Source organism: Bacteroidota bacterium (assembly GCA_017303905.1).
Lineage (GTDB): Bacteria > Bacteroidota > Bacteroidia > B-17B0 > Aurantibacillaceae > JAHEYG01.
In genome coordinates, this window is sequence record JAFLBH010000001.1 from 1,803,960 (window position 1) to 1,823,201 (window position 19,242).

Consider the following 19,242-nt stretch of genomic DNA (forward strand, 5'->3'; position numbering starts at 1 on the left):
ATTAAACCGTTTTGTAGATTTGTGTTGAAATGATTGGAATACTTACTAAATCCACCGGCAGTCGTTATCTCGTTAGACTTCCCAATGGCGAAATAATTGATTGTGTACTCAAGGGAAAAATACGTCTCGACGGACGCAAAACAACCAATCCGGTGGCTGTAGGTGATGTAGTGGATGTGGAAAGTGATGAAAATGGCGATTATGTGATTGCCAACATTCACCCGCGAAAAAATTACATCATCCGTAAGTCTATTAACCTTTCCAAACAAGCACAGATTTTAGCGAGTAATCTCGATCAGGCCATGCTGGTAGTTACCCTCGTAGCACCACGTACCAGTTTAGGATTTATTGACCGATTTTTAATCACCGCTGAAGCTTATTCCATTCCGGCTATTTTGGTGTTTAATAAATCAGATGTTTTAGATGAAGAATTACTGGGGCTTCAACAAGAGATAATTTCTATTTACGAAAATGCGGGTTACAAATGTATTGTAGTTAGTAGTTTGAAAAAACAAAACCTGGACGAAGTAAAAGATTTATTGAAAGATAAAACCACTCTTATTTCGGGACATTCCGGTGTAGGGAAATCCACTTTAATAAATGCAATTGAGCCCCGGCTCGATTTAAAAACCGGAGATATTTCATCGGTTCATTTAAAAGGAATGCATACCACTACTTTTGCTGAACTTCATCCCTTAAGTTTTGGAGGATTTATCATTGATACGCCCGGAATAAAAGAATTGGGTTTAGTGGAAATGAAGAAGGAGGAGGTAGGACATTACTTTCCTGAAATCAGAAAGGTGATGAATAATTGCAAATTCAATAATTGTTTACATGTGAATGAACCTAAATGCGCTGTTAAGGAGGCTGTAGAAAACGGTGAAATTTCCGAGGAGCGCTATCATAGTTATTTAGGAATTCTGAATGGTGAAGAAATGGATTGGAAAGAATGGGAGTTAAGGTAATTATATCAAATAAGAGTTTCCCGTTACAATCGTCAGGCCGAAATATTGGACGCGCGTTGTTTTTGTTTTTTGTATGTTTCAGCAACTCGCTCTTCCCTCAAAAGTATAACGACTTTGCTGTTTCACTACACGAAGAGGCCATCAATAAGGTATTTGCTGCAGTTGGAGAAATAAAAGGTAGCAGTGATTATGAAGTCATGCTTATAAAAGGGAAATACTATTGGAAAATCATCAATCCTAAAATAAATCTCAAACCGGATAGCAGCGATTTTACCTGCGATGCAAAAGTAGAAGTGGGTCCGTTTAACTACAGTACTCAAGTAATTGGTAATGTAAAAGTGAGTTATGATGCAAAGAAGAATGAAATCATCATTAAAATTTCACGCGCTATTTTCGAGTTGTATACGGTTATTTTTGATAAGAAGATTCACATTAAAGATATTCACCTCGAAGATCATTTTAAAGAGCCTTTTGTTTTCGAAGGACCAAAAACACTGGCTACCGATATGGAATTTACCATGCCGGATAGCACCAAAAAGAAAATTTATGTTCAGCCCACCGACTGCGAAATGCGTGTGAAATTGAAAGAAATTTGTACCGAATGTGAAATTGTTGCCTCCGATAAACCTTTTAAGACGGTCGTGAAACCCGTAGCTCCCATTAAAGCAGCCGATAAACCTAAGACTGTAACTACACCAACGAATAGCATTCCCCGCGACACTGCCACTCCAAAAAAATAGTTAACTTTACGCTATGTCAAGGTTACTGAGCCTCTTCTGGAAATACAACTTGCCAAGATGGTCAATTCTTATCATCGATTTGGTGATTTGTGCCTTTTCATTAACCCTTGCTTTTTTCCTTCGATTTAATTTTGAAAACATTCCGGATGCGGATTTAAAAAATTTACCGCTTGATTATGCCGCTTTACTTTTAATCCGTGGCGTTTCATTTTTTATTTCAAAAACTTACAAAGGTGTAGTTCGTTATACCAGCACGCGCGATGCCATGCGAATTCTGGCTGTGGTTATTTTAGGAAGCGTTTCTTTAATTGTCGTTAACGCAATTACTTATTTTACCATCGGCTATTTTATTTTTCCAACAGCCATTATCATCATAGATGCTTTAGTTACTATGTTCCTGATGATTTGCTCCCGTCTCGCCGTAAAAGCCATTTATTTTGAGAGTAAAAATCCGGAAGGTGGAAAAGTTAACGTTTTGATTTACGGCGCAGGAGAAAGCGGCATCATAACCAAGCGTACACTCGACAGAGATGCTGCCATTAAATACAAAGTGGTGGGATTTATTGATGATGATAACAAAAAGAAAGGTCGTAGTTTGGAAGGCGCATTCATTTACACGCCCGACAAAATGGAAAGTCTGGTGAAGGAAAATGAGGTTGAGCTAATCATCATCAGTATTCAAAACTTGCCGCCACAAAAATTAAATGACATCACCGACTGGTGTTTAAATCATAATGTACGTTTATTGAATGTGCCACCGGCTAAAAAATGGATCAATGGCGAGTTAAGTTTCAATCAGCTTCGTGCTATTAATATTGAAGATTTACTCGAGCGTGATCCGATTAAGTTGGATAACGATTTAATTTCTTCGCAAATAAAAGATAAAATAGTTTTAATAACAGGAGCTGCGGGTTCTATTGGAAGTGAATTATCACGCCAATGTATGAAGTATGCTCCAAAGAAAATTATTTTACTCGATCAGGCAGAGAGTCCATTGCATGATGTGGAACTTGAATTCAGTGACAAATTTTCAAAAGATAAATTTGAAACAGTGATTGGTGACGTGCGTAACGAAGATCGTATGCACAATGTGTTTCGCACTTTTAAGCCGGAAATTGTTTTCCATGCTGCAGCTTATAAGCATGTTCCCATGATGGAGAATAATCCTTCTGAATCTATTCTTACTAATATTCTCGGTACAAAAATCACAGCCGACTTAAGTGTAGAGTATAAAGTCAACAAATTTGTTTTTGTGAGTACAGATAAAGCTGTGAATCCAACCAATGTGATGGGTGCTTCCAAACGCATTGCTGAGATTTACATTCAGAGTTTAGGTAAGCAATCGTCCACCAAATTTGTGACCACACGTTTTGGTAATGTGTTAGGATCTAACGGTTCGGTAATTCCTCGCTTTAAAAAGCAAATAGAGCAGGGCGGACCAATCACCATCACACATCCTGAAATCACCCGTTACTTCATGACTATCCCTGAAGCTTGTCAGTTAGTATTGGAGGCAGGTAGTATGGGCAAGGGTGGCGAAATTTTTGTATTTGATATGGGGAAGTCGGTAAAAATTATTGACCTCGCCCGTAAAATGATTAAGCTGTCAGGATTGGAAGAAGGTCGTGATATAAAAATTGTATACACGGGTTTACGTCCGGGTGAAAAATTATACGAAGAACTTTTGGCAGACAGTGAAAATACCTTGCCAACGCATCACACACAAATTTTAATTGGTAAAGTACGCGAATACGATTACGCGGATGTAGCCAAAGTAATCAATGAATTAATTAAATTGTTTGATACACAAAACAATTTAAAAATTGTACAATGCATGAAGGAATTAGTACCTGAGTTTAAGAGTAACAACTCGGTGTACGAACAACTGGATGCGACAAAATAAAAATCATGAAGTTTGCATCTTATCATATCTCGCCTCACATTAAGCAAAGTTTGGATGAATTGGGTTTTAAACGCCCAACAGATATTCAGTTTAAAGCCATTCCCAGTATTTTAAAGGGTGAAGATGTTTTAGCGATAGCGCAAACAGGAACCGGTAAAACAGCAGCATTTGCAATTCCTGTGATTGATATTTTATTGCGCCGTAAGCAACGTGAGCCGCAAGGATTGAAGTGTATAGTGATGGTGCCAACACATGAGTTAGCAATACAGATCTCTGGTGTTTTTGATAGTATTGCCAAACATACAGATATTAGAACAGTTGGAATTTTTGGTGGCGTGGCGCAAGATCCTCAAATCATGGCATTGAAAGACGGAGCCGATGTGGTGGTTGCAACACCCGGACGATTATTTGATTTAGCCAGTCAGGGACATATTAATTTGCGTGAGGTGGAAATTTTGATTTTGGATGAGGCCGATCATATGCTTGACTTAGGCTTTTATAACGACATCCGCGATTTAATTAAGCGACTTCCTCGTGAGCGACAAACCTTGTTCTTTTCGGCAACCATCAGTGAAAAAATTAAAGATTTAGCATACAGTATTGTTAGAAACGCTATTCGTATTCAGATTTCACCAAAAGACCCTGTATCAAAAAACATTGACCATTCGGTGATGTTTGTGAGTATGGATGATAAACGCTTTTTTCTTGAAAGATTAATCAATGAAAATCCCGATACACGTATTTTAGTATTTGTAAGAACCAAAGTACGCGCCGAACGTGTAGCTGCTGCTATGGAGCGCGTGAAAATTAAAACTATTACGATGCATGGGGGCAAGGAGCAGGCCGACAGGTTAAACGTGATGAAAGCCTTTAAAGAAGGGGAAGTAAATGTTTTAATCGCAACGGATGTTTCTGCGCGCGGTGTGCATATCGATAATGTAGATTTTGTAGTGAATTATGATTTGCCCGATAAAGAAGAAAATTACGTGCATAGAGTAGGGCGTACGGGGCGTGGTAACAAACGCGGGAATGCTGTTTCGTTTTGCAGCGAAGAAGAAAAACCAATGCTTAAGTTGATTGAAAAGTATTTACATAATCCGATTAAGGTGTTGGAAGTAGCTAAGGACGATTATAAAGAAACTTTATTATTTACTGAGGATACCAATGATAATTGGAAACTCCTGATGCGTGAAGCGGAGAAGGAAATGAATAACCCGAAATTCAAAAAGCCCGGTAAAAAAAACAAAAGAAAATAATTTCTTAATACTTATTTAATCCTAAACGAATAAAATTGCAGGATGAAATCAAAACTAGTTTTACTTTTTTTAAGCCTTAGTTTAATTGGCTTTTCGCAAAACAATTCGAAACCGAAATTGGTAGTTGGTATTGTAGTCGACCAGATGCGTACAGATTATATTTATCGTTATTGGAGCCGTTTTGGTGAAGGTGGATTTAAACGTCTGGTGAATGATGGATTTTTCTGTAAAAACACTCACTACAATTATGTGCCAACCTATACAGGACCCGGTCATTCCAGTATTTATACCGGTGCCGCGCCAAATGTACATGGTATCATCGCTAATGATTGGTTTGTGAAAGAAACAGGCGGAGAAACCTACTGTGTTTCTGATGATAAAGTAAAACCAATCGGGACTACAAGCAAAAACGGCAAGATGTCGCCGCACAAACAGTTGACTACAACATTGGGTGATGAATTAAAATTATTTACCAATGGAAAATCGAAAGTATACGGCGTTGCATTAAAAGATAGAAGCTCTGTACTTCCCGTAGGACATGCAGGTAATGCGGCTTTTTGGTTTGATGAAGAAACCGGAAATTTTGTTAGCTCCGATTGGTATGTGAAGGAACTTCCTATGTGGTTGAATAATTTCAACGCAAAAAAATTACCAAAATCATATTTAGAAAAGGGATGGAATACTTTATACGGTATTGAAACATATACAAGTTCAATTGCCGATGATAATAAATACGAGAAGGCCCCAAACAAAAAAGAAAGACCGGTATTTCCCTATGATTACAAAAGTCAGATTGAGAAAAATTCTTGGGGAATTTTAAAAGCAACACCTTGGGGAAATACCATTACAAAGGATATTGCAATTGAATGCTTGAAGAATGAATCGATGGGCAAGGATGAAGTCAGTGATATGTTATGCATCAGTTTCTCCAGTACGGATTACGTAGGTCACTCATATGGATTAAGAGCTGTTGAAACGGAAGATGTGTATTTACGCTTGGATAAAGATTTGGAAGAATTATTAAATACACTCGATGCTGAAGTGGGACAAGAGAATTACGTTGTGTTTTTAACTGCTGACCACGGTGCGGCTGATGTAGCAGCTTATTTGAAAGATTTAAAGATTCCTGCGGGATACCTGAAAGAAAAAAACATTGAAAAGGAATTAAAAATTTTTTGTAAGAAAATCTATAGCGATTCTTTAATAGTGAACATGAGCAATCAACAAGTGTTCTTATCATCCATTAAATTAACTGAGTTGAAGTTGAATAGTGATGAAGTTGAAAAGGCATTAGCGAGCAAATTAATTCAAATGGAAGGTATTTCTGAAGCGTATCCTTCTTCTGTTTTGAAATTTGAAGGTTACAAGGGGGATAGTTTTAAAAGCTTAATTGCGAATGGGTATAATCACAAGCGCAGTGGTAATGTGGCATTCTCTTATATGCCTGGTTGGTTAGATATACCCGAAACCGGCACAACGCATGGTTCTGAATTTACTTATGATACGCATGTTCCATTAATATTTTATGGAGCAGGAATTAAAAAGGGAGAAAGTGTAAGAAATTATTACATCACGGAAGTTGCTCCAACAATAAGCATTTTACTAAATAATCCTTTTCCAAATGGTTGCACCAGTAAGCCAATTGAAGAGGTGTTTAATAAGTAATTGTGTTGTTTGATCTTTTATTTCTCCTAATTCACTTGAATTGCCTTTACATTTCCGGAATCATCAACACGTAGTTCATATGATTTCCCGTTTTGATCCAATAAAATCAACTCTTTTGTTTCAACGCGTTTTAATCTTTCAGTAACAGAAGGTTCGTTTTCGCAGCAAATTAAACTCATTAGTAGTAATAAAATTGAAATTTGTTTCATGGCGCGTTTAGTGATTAAAATTATATGTTGAAGAAAGAAATAAAAACCTAATCATCCCAACTATGATAATTACTTCCATTGGAAGATTTCATGTCTTTAGTGGCAACAGGAAGCTTACCATAGGTGCCGATGCAATTAAAATGTGTTTTATCAATACGACGGTAACGATAATCAAAACCAAGAAAGTAATTCATCCAGAACGTCGCTTGATAACCTGCGTGTAATTTACGCTCTTCTTTATTGTATTCAATAACAGGGCCGGCAGAGACACCGGTAAAGCCAATGCCTGTTTGTGCTTCGCAGTAAAGACGGGTGCGTTTTTTGCTAAACTCAATACCACCGTCAAAACTGTAGGGTACATTTTTAAAATTCCAGTAAGCAATTTCAAAAGCAAAAGAAAAATGCCTTTTTTCACCACCAAAACTATAATGCAACATGGGGCCTGCTGTCCAAACAACTTGTCCGAAAGCTTTATTATAAAAGCTAAGGATGAAAAGGAGGAGTATCGGAATTGTTTTTTTCAAATAAAATTAACGTTTGGCGGCTACTGGCCGTTGGGCTTTCGAAGCATCAACTTTCCTTTACCTACCAAAGGTTATTTAAAGATACCCAACTTTATTAGCCGCCGCAAATTAAATTTCGCGAAGCGACCTTGTTAATAGCGCGCGGCGATGACCCTCTTCCGCCCAATGGCCAGTAGGTGCTGTTATAGGTTGCCAGCCGCACACAGTTAATCATGCGAGTCACGTTGCTTTGACAGTAGGTTGTCTAAAGCATTTTTTGTTGCCTTAGTGTCGTAACCGATTGTTTTAATAAATTCAAAAACGTCCTTTTGCGGAAACCAATATGTCGCTTTGCTTAAGAATTCATTTAACGTTTCTAGTTCGTTTTGTTTTAAATGAGCTAATTGCCCTCGAAGTTTTTTTTCAATAGGGTCACGGCTTTTATGGCAAGCTTTACAAAGACACCTTAGCGAACCCGTAGGATATTCCCATGGCTCGTAGCCGTAAAGATAATAGCAGTGATGAATTTCGAGACCATTACTACTTTCTCCACAGTCTTCACATTTGTTTTCTGCTCTTTGTCGAACAAGGTTACGTTTTTTAATCCACCTTTCGTCCTTTAGTTTTTCCGAATAAGTTGATTTGATATTTTGTCTTTGTGTTTCGTCTATTTTATATAGACCAAAGTACCAATGTTCCCCTTTTTCGTAGTAATAATTAAACGACTCCAATAATTCTTCGAATTCTTCATATAGTTCGTTATCACTGTTGTAAGTGATTAAGGAGTAAAGCTGTCCCTCCGTTGTGATTACTAACTCAGCACTTTTACAATACTTCTCATTTCGTGCTTGCCATTCTTTTGGGGTATAAATACGTAAGTCTCCGTTTAGGTCATTTTTGTCTAACCACAATTCCAGCATTTTTCTAAGCCTATCAATTTGATTGTCCATATAACTGTACGCTTAAGGTTTATAAGGAATTTCTTTGGGTTCATTTTTGTACCTGTCAGCGATAATGTCGAATTGTTTGTCAGTGAGAAGAAGAGCGTGTAGGTCGTTCCCACCATAAACTAGAAAGAATGACTCTTGGATATTTTGCTTTTTTAGAAGCTCGTTTAGTTTTTTGAAAAAAGTTCTTGAGGCTTTGTCCCAGAAGTCGTTTTTTTCAAGTTCTTCTTTTGTGTAGAGTTGTATTTTTTCGCCGTTAAGAAAGATTTCATTTGAGGTTTCATAATTGTCGGTTGTTTTGACGTCCAATGTAAAGTTGCGTTTACTCAAAATTAAATTTAACTGAGGCAAGAAAAAGTCAAATTGAAATTCCGCTAATTCTTCAGCGTCTATGTGAAGATTTTTATGGTTCCTCTCGTCGTAAATGTAAAACGACTTTTTTACTTGCTCTGTCAACGAGTCGATTTTAAGGCTGTCCGCATAAAGTAGAAAGTCGGCCGAGATTAACTTATTTCCCGCTGTAGAGTCGAGGGACTGTTGATCGTCAGCAGTTGTCTTGTCGCTAGAACACCCAAAACAAAATAAAAGAATTATTGTCGATATTAAATGTTTCATGTCTGTCTGTCGACCGGGATGTCGTCCGGCTGGTTACCTATAACGTTTTGCGGCTACTTGCAGTTTTTTGCTATGTCAAGTTACGCATTTGAGCGTTAACCCGCAAAAAATTGCAAGTAGGTGCTGTTAGGGGTCTGGTGGCGGCACACAGTTTTAGTCCTTAAATGAGTCTATAAATTCCTTTGCACTAACAAACTTTTTCGCAAGTCTGATTAATGTATACTTGTTTTGCATTTTTGTCAATTCGCCAACAACTTGGTCAAAAGCTCCTTGTCGATTTTCTTTGTTTGCCCTGTCGAGTCGCTTTAAACCAGTCACAGCGGCATCAATTATTTCTTTTAATTCTAAATATGTTTCTTCAGCCTTTTTCTCTCTTAATTCAACGATTAAATGGTCTGATATTTTTTCGTCGTCAATTTGGAAGAATAATAAAGAAGGATAATTGATGTCCGCAACGTCTTTGAAGAATTTTTCAATGAGCTTTTGATTTTCTTTGGGCAACTCTTCTTTAGAATATACTTTATGCGAATGAAGTTGAATGCGCATCGTTTGATAAGGTGAAGAGTTTGCACGCATTCGTCCTCTATGCTTTTTATGAATGCTGAATATTGTCAGCAAGTCGCCAGAAGTATGGTGTAAAGCGTCCCAATAAACTTTGTCAGTAACTGCTTTTATAAACGAGGCGTTTGTCTCGTCGTAAAGAAATAAACAAAAGCAAAATGCGCGATTGTCACGAATATGTGAATTACATATGTCAATGAGTCTGTCGTAAAAGCTTTGAAAACTGTGGTCTTCGTCGAGGGAATTGATATAAATGGGATTCATATTTGTCTATATATTTAAATGCCTTTTGTCTACCGAAATGTCTGTCCGCCACTTGCCCCTAACGTTCCGCGTGCAGCCGACGTTAATGTTTTGCGGCTACCGAAACGTTTACTTAAAGATACAAATAAAAATTTTACCTCCGTCCCAAAATTAGTTGCTAGGCGCCGGCAATAAATTTGTCAGCCCGAAGCCGCGCGCCGACTGCCGCAAACATTAATGTAGTCCGTGCGTGAGAGTAGGGAAGGCTTGTGCGTCGCTGTCCGCAGGTGACGGCTGCACGCTGTTAGCGGTAGTTTTTATTTATTTTTATAATTAAATCTCAATAAAGTCGGTTTTTTGTTTTGTCCTTCATTAGTAATAATCATGTCGCCATTGTCTAAAAATGTTATGCCTTCTGCTTTATTGAAAATGTCTGGATTCATCGGTTCCATATGTTCAATTTCACCTTTGATATTGAATATAAAGAACAAATGGTCAGATGCTGAAAGTAAGTATAGCTTTTTCGTTATCGGATGAATTGCAATAGCAGAAGTCATGAATTTAATAAATGGTTCAGTAATTTGACCATTCTTTTTTGTCTTGGTGGGAACGTCAATTTTATTTGATGTAGCAAACTGTTTAATGTTTTGAAGGTCAAATTCAAATACAGGTTTTTCCGTCAATTTTTTCTCTTTCAAATCGAACCCATATATTACTCTTTTGTCTTTGTATTCAGGGCCTTTCGCAATTTTTCCTTTGCTTGCAATTAACAGTCTGTTGTTGTCGGGGTCGTAACAAAGCCCTTCGTTATTATTAGCCGGAATACCTGTGGTAAATGAATTTAGCTTGAAATTCGAGGATTGATAATTGGAAATTTCGAATAAGGTTCCATCGCTCCTTAAGATATACATTGAACTGTCAACTCGTGTTATCCCTTCGTAATCTCCATCAATATTGAAGCTATACTGTTTTTGTATATTATTTTTTCCAATGTCATAAATGAAAAGTATTCCGTTCTCGTCTTGGATGCAAGCAAAGGTTGTGCTGTCGATGTCAGTCAAGCCTGAAATTTCTCTTAAGGTGTCAGGAAGAACGAAGGTAAAATCAGGCTTACTCAAATTGTAGCCGGTGATTTTTTCATTGTTTTTATAAGTCGCTGCGCAACCTAGTAATGTCAATACGAAGAGTCCGATAATCTTTGAAGTCATATTTTTCATAATTCCTGTCTGTCTTTTAAAATTACCGCTAACGTTTGGCGGCTACTGGCCGTTGGGCTTTCGAAGCTTCAACTGTCTTTAACCACAAATGTTTATTTAAAGGTACTTAGGTTTTTAGTGAGCCGCAAATAAATTTCACGAAGTGACCTTATGTCTGCGCGCGAACGATGACCGATTCCGCCCAATGGCCAGTAGGTGCTGTTATAGGCTGTAAGCGCCACACAGTTTGTTTTGTCCGTGTCGGCACGTTATTTTTTTAATTTACCGTTCTTGTATTTTTCTTTTTTAACGAGTTGTCCGTTGTCCGACCATGATAACCATTCGCCTTCTTTTTCATTATTTAAATAATTGCCTTCAGTTTTTTTGTTACCGTTTTCATAATACTCTAAATATTGTCCGCCCTTAATGTAATAGCTTGGATTTTGACTACAATAACCTTGGTGAAAGTTGTTGTAATTCAAGACCTCTTTTACTTTGCCATTAGCAAAATACTTTACGGATTTCACTAACATATAGTCCTTGTAAATGAATTCGGAGACTTTATTACCGTTTTTGTCAAAAGTAAACGAGGTGTCTATTGGGAAGTCAGGCCTTGTGTGTTTTGCTGCTCGATATTCAGCAATTCGCACTTTTTCTTTTGCACCGATTGAGTCTACATAATGTTGTATTTCCTTTATTTGTCCATTTTCATAATACCAAACCCATTTACCAACATTGTATCCAGTCCAATATCCAAGGTCTTCTCCAGCTTTATCATATTTACCTTCGGTGTCGATTTGTCCATTTGAATGATAGTATTTGTAAGGACCAGTAGTTGTTCCCATGTCGGAGTATTCAAGACGCTTTAATCTTCCATTATCCCAGAACTCATAGGACCACCCGTGTTTTTTTCCGTTAACATGTGAACCAGTAGCATCAAGTTCCCCTCTGTCATTGTAATAAGTATAAGGTCCGTCCCATTCTCCATTTTTGTAAGTATATGTTGATCTGATTTTGCCGTCTCGATAATAATAAACGATTCCTTCAGGTCGATAGTTTTGATATCGGAACTTAGCCAATAAGGTCACGCTGTCATTAAGATATCCGTTGTATTGTCCGTCTGGCATTGTGCTGTCAATGTACAAGCCTTGATAATGTATGTTGTCGAAATAATAAGGATAAACCCAAACAGTGTCTTTGCCTATGATTGTGTCATATTGTAAATAAAGAACGCTGTCGGCAGGAAGAGTCGAAGTTTGTCCACGTGATATTAACGGCAAGAAGAATATTATGAAGAGAATTATTTTCATTCGGGTCTGTCCGCGCTTATTGCCTATAACGTTCCGCAGATTTACCTTGTGCGCTTACGAAGCATCACCTGTCTGTACTCACAAACGTTTATTTAAAGATACTCAACAAATTTAGCGGCCGCAAATAAATTGTCCCGAAGGGGCCTTAAAACTTGTGCGCCGCGATGACCGACGTCCCCGCGCATAAGGTAAATGTGCTGTTAGCAGTAGTGGTTTCTTCCGTTGTCTTGTTAGTCGTCATTTTGATAGCTGTAAAATTCTGTAAGCTCCTCTCGCTACAATGACAAATACAATTGCTCCAATAATTAAGTCGGGATAACCTGAATTGAGCCAATTAACCAAAAGTCCTGCTGTAATTACTCCCGAATTTATGATTATGTCATTTGAAGTAAAAATCATACTTGCTTGCATATGAGCTTCTTTGCTTTTTCTCTTTTGCAATAAATACAGACAAATAACATTAGCTATTAACGCTACAATCGAAACGAAAATCATTGTTTGAAAGTCAGGCATTTTCTCGACTCCAATAAATCGTCTGACTACTTCTATAAAACCAATTACAGCAAGAAGGATTTGAAAGTATCCTGCAAATTTTGCGATATTCTTTTTTCTGACTACTGTTCCGCCAACAGCAATTAATGCAAGTCCATAAACAATACTGTCAGCCAGCATATCTAAACTGTCGGCAACCAAGCCCATTGAGTTTGATATAAGTCCTGTTACAATTTCAATGGCGAAAAACAAAAAATTTATTATTAAAACAGTCCATAAGGTTTTTCTTTCGTCATTTTGATTGTCAGTTGCTGTAAAATTGTCAACCGAAACAGTCGAGAGAATTGAAGTGTCAAATTTTAATGTGTCAAGTCGCTGAAAAATTTGTTCATTATTGTCTATATGAAAAACGTGTAAAAGTCGGTTGGGTATGTCAAATTCTAACGATTGAATATTTGTCAAATCGTCAAGTTTCATCCGAATCATTTGTTCTTCGGATGGACAGTCCATTTTTGTTATCTTAAATGTCGTTTTTTGCATATCACTTCATTGTCTGTTGGGTCGTCCTACCATTACTGCTAACGTTTTGCGAATAGACGTAGGCGGGCTTTCGAAGCTTCCTGTGTCTATACCCACAAAGGGTTATTTAAAGATAAATGTTTATTAGAGAGGTGCAAAATAAAAACGCGTTAGCGACCACTTTTCCGCACCGAGCGATGACCGAGTCCGCCCGCTTACGTTTATTTGCTGTTAGTGGTTGGCTGGCGCACACAGTTTATTTCGTCGTCCTTTTTGTTTCTTTTCCATCTTCAGTCCAATATTTATAATCCGCTGACTTAAACCAGTCGCCTGCATTTGTCTTAGGATTATTGCCCCAATGAACGGAACCTTGCTCTTTTATTTGTCCGTTTTGGTACCATGCTGTTTCAGTCCTTAAGTGAGGTGAATTAGAAATCGATTGATATTTTAATTTCCCATTTTGATACCATTCACGATAAGAGTCTCGAACTGTTTTGGATTTAATTTGTCCATTTGGATAGTATGTTATTTCGTCTTTAAATTGGTAGATTATTTTGGAAATTGTTTTGTTTTTAAAGTAAATCGTGTCAAGCGGCTTTCCAGTGATAATAAATTCTTTTTCTACATCATAAGGAACTAGCCCAATAGTCATTGGTTTATTGATTGAATAATTCTTTACATATTTTCTCTCGTAGTTTTTTGCTGATACCCATAAAAGAAAACTGTCTGACGTCACTACTTGTTTAAACCGTCCGATTGAATCGGTTGTTGCTTCAATGGAGAAATTGACCCATATGCTTGCTCCAGCAATTGGCTTGCTGGTCGAGCTGTCAATAACAGAGCCGAAAATTGTTTTGGAGGAAATGTCATGGGTCTGCCCAAATATTGTCAAGGAGGAACTAAAGATTAATATATAAAATAGTCTTTTCATTATCGATGTCCGCCAGCTTACCACTAACGTTTGGCGGCTACTGGCCGTTGGGCTTTCGAAGCATCAACTTTCTTTAACCTACCAAAGGTTATTTAAAGATACCCAAGTTTTTTAGCCGCCGCAAATTAAATTTCGCGAAGCGACCTTATTAATAGCGCGCGGCGATGAGATACTTCCGCCCAATGGCCAGTAGGTGCTGTTAGTGGACGTAGGGCGCACACAGTTTACGCTTTAAAAGATTCGAGAAATTTTATAGTGTTGTCAAGAATTGTTTTGACTCTTGGGTCTTCAATTGATTTATTGTCGGCCTTGAATGTCGCAACTATATTGTCATGATAACTTTTAAATGCCTGTTCGTTTAAAGTTCCTTTTACAATTGTCAAAACGTATTCGTCTTGTTGGCCAGCAGCAGGTTTTTTATATGGAACCCTATATAATTTTGCATGGGGAGCTAAAAAAGTCGCGACGGTCACTTTGGTTTGAATATGTTCAATAACAGTTTGATCAATAACGCAGCCCGCCCAGCTTTGAGTTTCTCCTTTCATGTGGGCAAGAGCAAGCCCCTTGCCGTAAATTATATTTGCACTGTATAATGCACCTCCAGGATTTCTTTGTTGCCCAGAGATCATTTCAAAATCGTCAAAATATATTACACCCCTTGCTGGCATATTAAAACGCATTTGCTCCCAATTAAATTGGTTAGCAACCGACAATAGTTCCTCAAGGCTTTGAACGGAGTCGTCTTGTGTCCAAAAAATAACTGTGTCGGAAACATTAAGACAATTTATTGTTGATCTACTTAGGTCGGCAAGTATTATACCATTTTGTGGCTCTTGAAATTGTCCTTGTCCTAAAGCCCTTTCGATGTCGCGGAGAATGTGTTCGACTCTTCTTTTTAAATGTGTCGAGTCATTATTGAATATAAAGTCTTTATATCCGAGATAGTCGAAGTAAGCAATATATCTTTTCATGCTGTAATTATTTCATTGTCTGACGAGAATGTCGGTCCGCCCTATGACCACTAACGTTCCGCGTGCAGCCGACGTTAATGATTGCGGCTACCGAAACGTTCACTTAAAGATACAAATAAAAATTTTACCTCCGTCCCAACATTAGTTGCTAGGCGCCGGCAATAAATTTGTCAGCCCGAAGCCGCGCGCCGACTGCCGCAAACATTAATGTAGTCCGTGCGTGAGAGTAGGGAAGGCTTGTGCGTCGCTGTCCGCAGGTGACGGCTGCACGCTGTTAGTACGCGTTTTTTTGTTACCTTGCAATTAGCTTGTCCTCTTTACGTTTTCGTTTATGATTTCTGCGTATTTTCTTATGGATGGAAGTTTCTTTGTTTCTGACAATTTTTTTTGATTGTAACTTGCCGTTATTAAAGTATTCAATATTCTTTTTCTTTTTAATAAAGCGTGTCTGAGCGGTAACTATTTCTTTACTTCGAGTATAGCTTATTAATTTATTGTCAGAATTATATCGCTTTTTAAAATAAGTGATTTTGTATGAATCCGACCCTAAATGTCTTTTCTTGCTTTTATAGACGAGTCTATTTTCACCGTCATAGATACGTGTTATTTCTTTACCAAATAGTTTTTTAGTCTTGAAAGATGAATTTTTGTCCACCACACTGTTTGAGCTAGTGTCTTTTGTCGCAGGTAATAGTTGAAAGGCGAAGTCGTCCTGGAACAAGAATAAGAAAAGAATAAGTATGAAATATTTTTGTCTCACCAAAATGCGTACTAACGTTTCGCAGATAGCACTTGTGCGGTTTTCGGAGCATCCACTGTCTACTACCTACAAAGGTTATATCGAAGATAACTGTTTTTTGCGCCGCCGCCAAAAATGTCCGCGAAGCGACCGCTTGTCCTGGCGCGCGGCGCGCTACCTCGTCCCCCGCATAAGTGCTATGTGCTGTTAGCTGTCTGGTGCCGCCCCACAGGTGCGTTTCGCTTACGTGTCCGCTTTTTGATGTTTTTTTATTGTCAGGTTTATTATAAAGGTCGCTATACCCAAGATGAATAGCACTAACGTCACTTGGTAAATTACAGAACCGAAAATAGGAAAGATGTCGAGGAGCTTTGATTCATAGTTTGTGTAATAACGTCTTGGAAGAGGGTCGTGATTATAAAAACCCAATTGTTCTGCGAATGTCAAGAGGAAAAGCGGAAGTCCCAGTGCAAAGTGAGCGAGTCCGAGTTTATTATTTGTCCTTTGTCTAACGATGTAATAAACTACTGAAAAAACAAGTCCGTATGTCACGAAGATAATTGAAGCTAAATTAAACCTGTCAATAAAATAGTTGTCGTGAACATTGCCGTCTAAACGCACAATGGTCGAGTGGAAGAAAATGACGAAGGCAATGACTAAAATTGTCTGGATGATGAAGAGTCTTGTCGTTGTCATTGTTTTGTCTACCGGTCTGTCGCGGCACTTGCAGCTAACGTTTGGCAGATTTAACTTGTGCGCATTCCGAAGCATCACCTGTCTAAACCGACAAAAGTCTATATCGAAGATAACTGTTTTTTAGCGAAAGCCGAAACAAATTTAAAAGTCCCGAAGGGGCAAAAGGCTTGAGCGATAACCGACGTCCGCGCGCATAAGTTAAATGTGCTGTTATGCGCTGGCTATTGTCTAAAGTCCAATTGTCTAACCGTATGTCCGCTAAATTGTAAAATGTCGCCAAGATTAAATTCCTTAGTTTTTGTCCCGTTGGAATAATATAATTTGAGAACAACAGGATTATTACAGGCAGCATCTTTGTTATGATTTCTTATTCGAACGTTTAATTGACAACAGGTTGTCTGGTCGTCTTGAAACAGAGAACTAGTCGAAGGTATTGAACAAATCATGAAGTCGCCATCACGTCTTGTATTAGCCCCTAAATTTGGATTGTTTTCAGCAGAAAGATAAACGAGAATAGGAACCTTTAATTCAGCTTTGAATTTGTCTTCAATAGCGTTACTAATATTTTTTACTTGGAAAGAAACATGAAAGTCGATGAAGGTTAAACTATTTAATTCGCCTGCTCTTCCGCCACCGGTAATAATTGGATCTAATATTTCAAGGTCTGTTTTTTCTTTTTGATTGTATAGCCAACGAACTTCGTATTCTTCCATAGGAACGGACTCGAAATTAAAGCGCCTATAGAAGCGATTGTCTTTCATCATATGTGGCGCATTTTTACTTGCGGGCACTCTTACAACGTAAATACTTTCTGCTATATTTTCATTATTGCGAATAGGAAATATTTTTATATCAGAAATTCTTCTATGAATGTTTGTATTAATAACTTGTTCTAACCATTCTTTTGTAAATATATTTCCGTTTATGTAAGATAAAGCATGAGCAACATGGCCTTGTTCGGAAAGCCCGTATACAATAATTCCGCCGTCTGAGTTTGCAAGGGCAGAAATGTCTTTGCCGACTTCTTTCTTTTTACCGTCGGTGTTTTGTAATGCGTCTGCGGCTTTAAAGTCAAGATTTATGGATTCTTCAATAGAATTGTCAATAAGAGACTGAATGTCTGCAATAGTGTATTGGTCTTGATCGAAAAAGCTCATTAGTCTGTCATTTTATAGCTTGCGCATAACGTTCCCCGGATTTACGCTGTGCGGCTTATTGCCGTCAACTGTCTATACCCGAAAAACTATATTTAAAGATAAATGTTTTTTAGCGAAAGCCGCAACAAATATTCTGTCTGCGTAGCAGGCATTGCGGCTGAAGCGATAACCCGTGTCCGCCCGCATAGCGTAAATGTGGTGTTACTACCAGTAGCGGACACGTAGCTAAGTCCTGATTAGGTGTCCGCATAAATATTGAGTATTTTTATGTTGTCATGACTTATAACGACGAGATAGATTCATTTTTAAAGGAACGCTTTAAGGTCTACGATGCAACAAGCAAGCTGCAGCAAAAAATCTATAAGAATTTGATTGATGAATTGTCCGCTGGAAATGAAATTCGAGAACAAGGATATAAGTATTTATGTTGGTTAAATTTTCATGATATGTCTGTATACCCTGTAGAAATAAATAAACCAATAGTACCTAATGTTTTAATGTTGTCAGCAGAGGAGTTTAAAAATAGATTTTGTACTAATGGGAAAAGAAATGAGATTTATGAACACTTTCTTGGCTATGTCAAAGCGCGAATGGAAGAATTTCAGGTCAATACTCTTAATGTTTTGATCGGTGGAAGTTTTGTCGAGGCAGAGAACACTGCACCGAACGATATTGATTGTATGATAATTGTGAATAGGGAACAATTGAAAAGAATTGTCGCAAATGATTACGATAGCTATTGTGTACGTAAATGTTTGCCAGTTGATGTTGAATTCGCTATAGAAGATTTAACATACAAAGATTATTGGTATTACTCGTGTCTAACGCACTTAGGTAATAAGCCGAAAGATAAAGGGTCTGAATGGTTAAGGAACAACGAATTTAATGAGCGAAAGGTCTTTTTAGTTGCAATGTCTTACGAATCAAATTGACTCTAAATGTCTGAATGTTTGTCAAACCGAATGTCGTCCCGCTATTGGTAGTAACGGTTTGCAGATTTACCCAGTGCGGCTTTCGGAGCATCCACTGTCTATACCCACAAATGGTTATATCGAAGATAACTGTTTTTTGCGCCGCCGCCAAAAATGTCCCGAAGGGGCCGACTGTCCGGCGCGCGGCGCGCTACCTCGTCCGCCGCATTGGGTAAATGTGCTGTTAGCACTTGTTGCCGCCACACAGGTACGTTGCGATTAAGTGTCCGCCAACCAAGGGCTTTGTTTTTTATTAAGGCTTATCGTTTGCAAACCCATAGATAAGTATGAACCCAAAAATATAACCGATTATCAAAATAGTCAAGGCGACACGATTTATCAACAGTAAGGTACTGTCAGATAGTTTTGTCTTTGTAAATGTTAATATGCCAACTATTAATGACAAGTTCATAGCAACACAAATTGTCCGCAAGAGAATAGCAAGAAGGAGCGGTTCAATTGTAACAGAAAAAAAGAAGAAAGAAAAATATGGTGATAGAACGGAAAGTAATATTACAATTGTTCCAATTATTTTTATTCGGGTCATAAAATAAGTTTTTGTCCTGTGTTGGTTATAAAGGGTATTCGTCCAACGAAATGTCTTTTGTCTGCCGAAAGTCTGTCCGCGGCAATTAGTGCTAACGTTTTGCAGA

At 37.9% G+C, this 19,242-nt stretch carries 17 protein-coding genes; 6 read left to right on the forward strand and 11 right to left on the reverse strand.

Features of this window, described 5'->3' with window-relative positions:
- Positions 1 to 29: 29 nt before the first annotated feature.
- Genes rsgA through J0L69_07620 form a run of 5 tightly spaced genes read left to right on the forward strand, consistent with a single transcriptional unit; the run spans position 30 to position 6,529 of the window.
- Positions 30 to 965: a ribosome small subunit-dependent GTPase A gene (rsgA, locus tag J0L69_07600; protein ID MBN8693047.1), complete on the forward strand. Its 936-nt coding sequence runs from the start codon at positions 30 to 32 to the stop codon at positions 963 to 965.
- The gene (locus tag J0L69_07605) at positions 950 to 1,705 is read left to right on the forward strand and encodes a hypothetical protein (GenBank protein MBN8693048.1); all 756 of its coding nucleotides are present in this window, start codon (positions 950 to 952) and stop codon (positions 1,703 to 1,705) included. The genes rsgA and J0L69_07605 overlap by 16 nt, the downstream gene beginning before the upstream one ends.
- Before the next feature lie 13 nt (positions 1,706 to 1,718).
- Entirely contained in the window at positions 1,719 to 3,608 is a 1,890-nt protein-coding gene (locus J0L69_07610) for a polysaccharide biosynthesis protein (protein MBN8693049.1), read from the forward strand.
- Positions 3,609 to 3,613: 5 nt separating this feature from the next.
- Positions 3,614 to 4,864 carry a DEAD/DEAH box helicase gene (locus J0L69_07615; protein ID MBN8693050.1) on the forward strand — a complete coding sequence of 417 codons (1,251 nt, stop codon included), beginning with the start codon at positions 3,614 to 3,616 and terminating at the stop codon, positions 4,862 to 4,864.
- A 42-nt stretch (positions 4,865 to 4,906) separates the two neighbouring features.
- Positions 4,907 to 6,529 (forward strand): alkaline phosphatase family protein, encoded by a 1,623-nt coding sequence (locus J0L69_07620; GenBank protein MBN8693051.1) that lies wholly within the window; start codon positions 4,907 to 4,909, stop codon positions 6,527 to 6,529.
- A gap of 26 nt (positions 6,530 to 6,555) precedes the next feature.
- On the opposite strand, the gene J0L69_07625 is transcribed toward J0L69_07620, so the two are convergent.
- The 11 genes from J0L69_07625 to J0L69_07675 all read right to left on the reverse strand — a co-directional run bounded on the left by J0L69_07625 (position 6,556) and on the right by J0L69_07675 (position 17,618).
- Positions 6,556 to 6,738: a hypothetical protein gene (locus J0L69_07625; GenBank protein MBN8693052.1), complete on the reverse strand. Its 183-nt coding sequence runs from the start codon at positions 6,736 to 6,738 to the stop codon at positions 6,556 to 6,558.
- A 47-nt stretch (positions 6,739 to 6,785) separates the two neighbouring features.
- The gene (locus J0L69_07630) at positions 6,786 to 7,262 is read right to left on the reverse strand and encodes a hypothetical protein (GenBank protein ID MBN8693053.1); all 477 of its coding nucleotides are present in this window, start codon (positions 7,260 to 7,262) and stop codon (positions 6,786 to 6,788) included.
- A gap of 206 nt (positions 7,263 to 7,468) precedes the next feature.
- A complete protein-coding gene (locus J0L69_07635; protein MBN8693054.1) occupies positions 7,469 to 8,191 on the reverse strand; it encodes a hypothetical protein in 723 nt (240 codons plus the stop codon).
- Positions 8,192 to 8,203: 12 nt separating this feature from the next.
- The gene (locus J0L69_07640; protein ID MBN8693055.1) at positions 8,204 to 8,803 is read right to left on the reverse strand and encodes a hypothetical protein; all 600 of its coding nucleotides are present in this window, start codon (positions 8,801 to 8,803) and stop codon (positions 8,204 to 8,206) included.
- A gap of 153 nt (positions 8,804 to 8,956) precedes the next feature.
- Positions 8,957 to 9,628 (reverse strand): hypothetical protein, encoded by a 672-nt coding sequence (locus tag J0L69_07645; GenBank protein ID MBN8693056.1) that lies wholly within the window; start codon positions 9,626 to 9,628, stop codon positions 8,957 to 8,959.
- A gap of 296 nt (positions 9,629 to 9,924) precedes the next feature.
- Positions 9,925 to 10,815 (reverse strand): hypothetical protein, encoded by an 891-nt coding sequence (locus J0L69_07650; protein MBN8693057.1) that lies wholly within the window; start codon positions 10,813 to 10,815, stop codon positions 9,925 to 9,927.
- 257 nt (positions 10,816 to 11,072) lie between these two features.
- The gene (locus J0L69_07655; protein MBN8693058.1) at positions 11,073 to 12,113 is read right to left on the reverse strand and encodes a hypothetical protein; all 1,041 of its coding nucleotides are present in this window, start codon (positions 12,111 to 12,113) and stop codon (positions 11,073 to 11,075) included.
- A 237-nt stretch (positions 12,114 to 12,350) separates the two neighbouring features.
- Positions 12,351 to 13,145, reverse strand: a complete 795-nt coding sequence (locus J0L69_07660) for a cation transporter (protein ID MBN8693059.1) — start codon at positions 13,143 to 13,145, stop codon at positions 12,351 to 12,353.
- A gap of 235 nt (positions 13,146 to 13,380) precedes the next feature.
- Positions 13,381 to 14,055: a hypothetical protein gene (locus J0L69_07665; protein ID MBN8693060.1), complete on the reverse strand. Its 675-nt coding sequence runs from the start codon at positions 14,053 to 14,055 to the stop codon at positions 13,381 to 13,383.
- Between the two features lie 224 nt (positions 14,056 to 14,279).
- Positions 14,280 to 15,026, reverse strand: coding sequence for a hypothetical protein (locus J0L69_07670; GenBank protein ID MBN8693061.1), 747 nt, complete (start codon positions 15,024 to 15,026; stop codon positions 14,280 to 14,282).
- Positions 15,027 to 16,682: 1,656 nt separating this feature from the next.
- Positions 16,683 to 17,618 carry an ATP-binding protein gene (locus tag J0L69_07675; protein MBN8693062.1) on the reverse strand — a complete coding sequence of 312 codons (936 nt, stop codon included), beginning with the start codon at positions 17,616 to 17,618 and terminating at the stop codon, positions 16,683 to 16,685.
- A 275-nt stretch (positions 17,619 to 17,893) separates the two neighbouring features.
- Here J0L69_07675 and J0L69_07680 point away from each other — a divergent pair, with 275 nt between their 5' ends.
- Complete coding sequence (locus tag J0L69_07680) at positions 17,894 to 18,550, forward strand: hypothetical protein (protein MBN8693063.1); 657 nt, start codon at positions 17,894 to 17,896, stop codon at positions 18,548 to 18,550.
- The last annotated feature ends 692 nt before the right edge of the window (positions 18,551 to 19,242 follow it).

Bases quoted from the DNA above. Each gene is read 5' to 3' on its own strand.
- rsgA (MBN8693047.1), top strand. From the start codon at position 30: ATGATTGGAATACTTACTAAATCCACCGGCAGTCGTTATCTCGTTAGA.
- J0L69_07605 (MBN8693048.1), top strand. From the start codon at position 950: ATGGGAGTTAAGGTAATTATATCAAATAAGAGTTTCCCGTTACAATCG.
- J0L69_07610 (MBN8693049.1), top strand. From the start codon at position 1,719: ATGTCAAGGTTACTGAGCCTCTTCTGGAAATACAACTTGCCAAGATGG.
- J0L69_07615 (MBN8693050.1), top strand. From the start codon at position 3,614: ATGAAGTTTGCATCTTATCATATCTCGCCTCACATTAAGCAAAGTTTG.
- J0L69_07620 (MBN8693051.1), top strand. From the start codon at position 4,907: ATGAAATCAAAACTAGTTTTACTTTTTTTAAGCCTTAGTTTAATTGGC.
- J0L69_07625 (MBN8693052.1), bottom strand. From the start codon at position 6,738: ATGAAACAAATTTCAATTTTATTACTACTAATGAGTTTAATTTGCTGC.
- J0L69_07635 (MBN8693054.1), bottom strand. From the start codon at position 8,191: ATGGACAATCAAATTGATAGGCTTAGAAAAATGCTGGAATTGTGGTTA.
- J0L69_07640 (MBN8693055.1), bottom strand. From the start codon at position 8,803: ATGAAACATTTAATATCGACAATAATTCTTTTATTTTGTTTTGGGTGT.
- J0L69_07645 (MBN8693056.1), bottom strand. From the start codon at position 9,628: ATGAATCCCATTTATATCAATTCCCTCGACGAAGACCACAGTTTTCAA.
- J0L69_07650 (MBN8693057.1), bottom strand. From the start codon at position 10,815: ATGACTTCAAAGATTATCGGACTCTTCGTATTGACATTACTAGGTTGC.
- J0L69_07655 (MBN8693058.1), bottom strand. From the start codon at position 12,113: ATGAAAATAATTCTCTTCATAATATTCTTCTTGCCGTTAATATCACGT.
- J0L69_07660 (MBN8693059.1), bottom strand. From the start codon at position 13,145: ATGCAAAAAACGACATTTAAGATAACAAAAATGGACTGTCCATCCGAA.
- J0L69_07665 (MBN8693060.1), bottom strand. From the start codon at position 14,055: ATGAAAAGACTATTTTATATATTAATCTTTAGTTCCTCCTTGACAATA.
- J0L69_07670 (MBN8693061.1), bottom strand. From the start codon at position 15,026: ATGAAAAGATATATTGCTTACTTCGACTATCTCGGATATAAAGACTTT.
- J0L69_07675 (MBN8693062.1), bottom strand. From the start codon at position 17,618: ATGAGCTTTTTCGATCAAGACCAATACACTATTGCAGACATTCAGTCT.
- J0L69_07680 (MBN8693063.1), top strand. From the start codon at position 17,894: ATGACTTATAACGACGAGATAGATTCATTTTTAAAGGAACGCTTTAAG.